We start from the raw sequence: 294 nt of genomic DNA, 5'->3' as shown, positions 1-294 counted from the left end.
GGCCCTGGAAGAGCGTCGCTTTGAAGCCGAACAGAACGACGAACCGTTCGACTGGAACCAGGAAAAACAGCTGCTGGCGATGCCGCAGGACCAGAGCAAGCACTGATCATTCAATGTGGGAGGGGGCTTGCCCCCGATGGCGGTGTGTCAGCCAATACATGCATGACTGATCCACCACTATCGGGGGCAAGCCCCCTCCCACACTACCGAGAGCCAGTACCTGGGCCAGGACATGATGAGCCAGGTCATCCTGCGTTACCCGCAAATTGCCCATCTGGTGCCACGCGACCTGCT

General features: G+C 59.5%; 2 pseudogenes. Both read left to right on the top strand.

Annotated elements, in window-relative coordinates:
- Window positions 1-106: pseudogene (locus INT12_RS32150) on the top strand (PA2817 family protein); the annotation flags it as partial.
- 105 nt (window positions 107-211) lie between these two features.
- Window positions 212-294 (top strand): annotated as a pseudogene (locus tag INT12_RS32145) (PA2817 family protein); the annotation flags it as partial.

The organism is Pseudomonas sp. K8 (assembly GCF_014889455.1).
GTDB classification, from domain to species: Bacteria; Pseudomonadota; Gammaproteobacteria; order Pseudomonadales; family Pseudomonadaceae; genus Aquipseudomonas; species Aquipseudomonas veronii.
The sequence above is the reverse complement of the archived record's forward strand: the minus strand, read 5'-3'. Positions and strand labels throughout refer to the sequence as shown.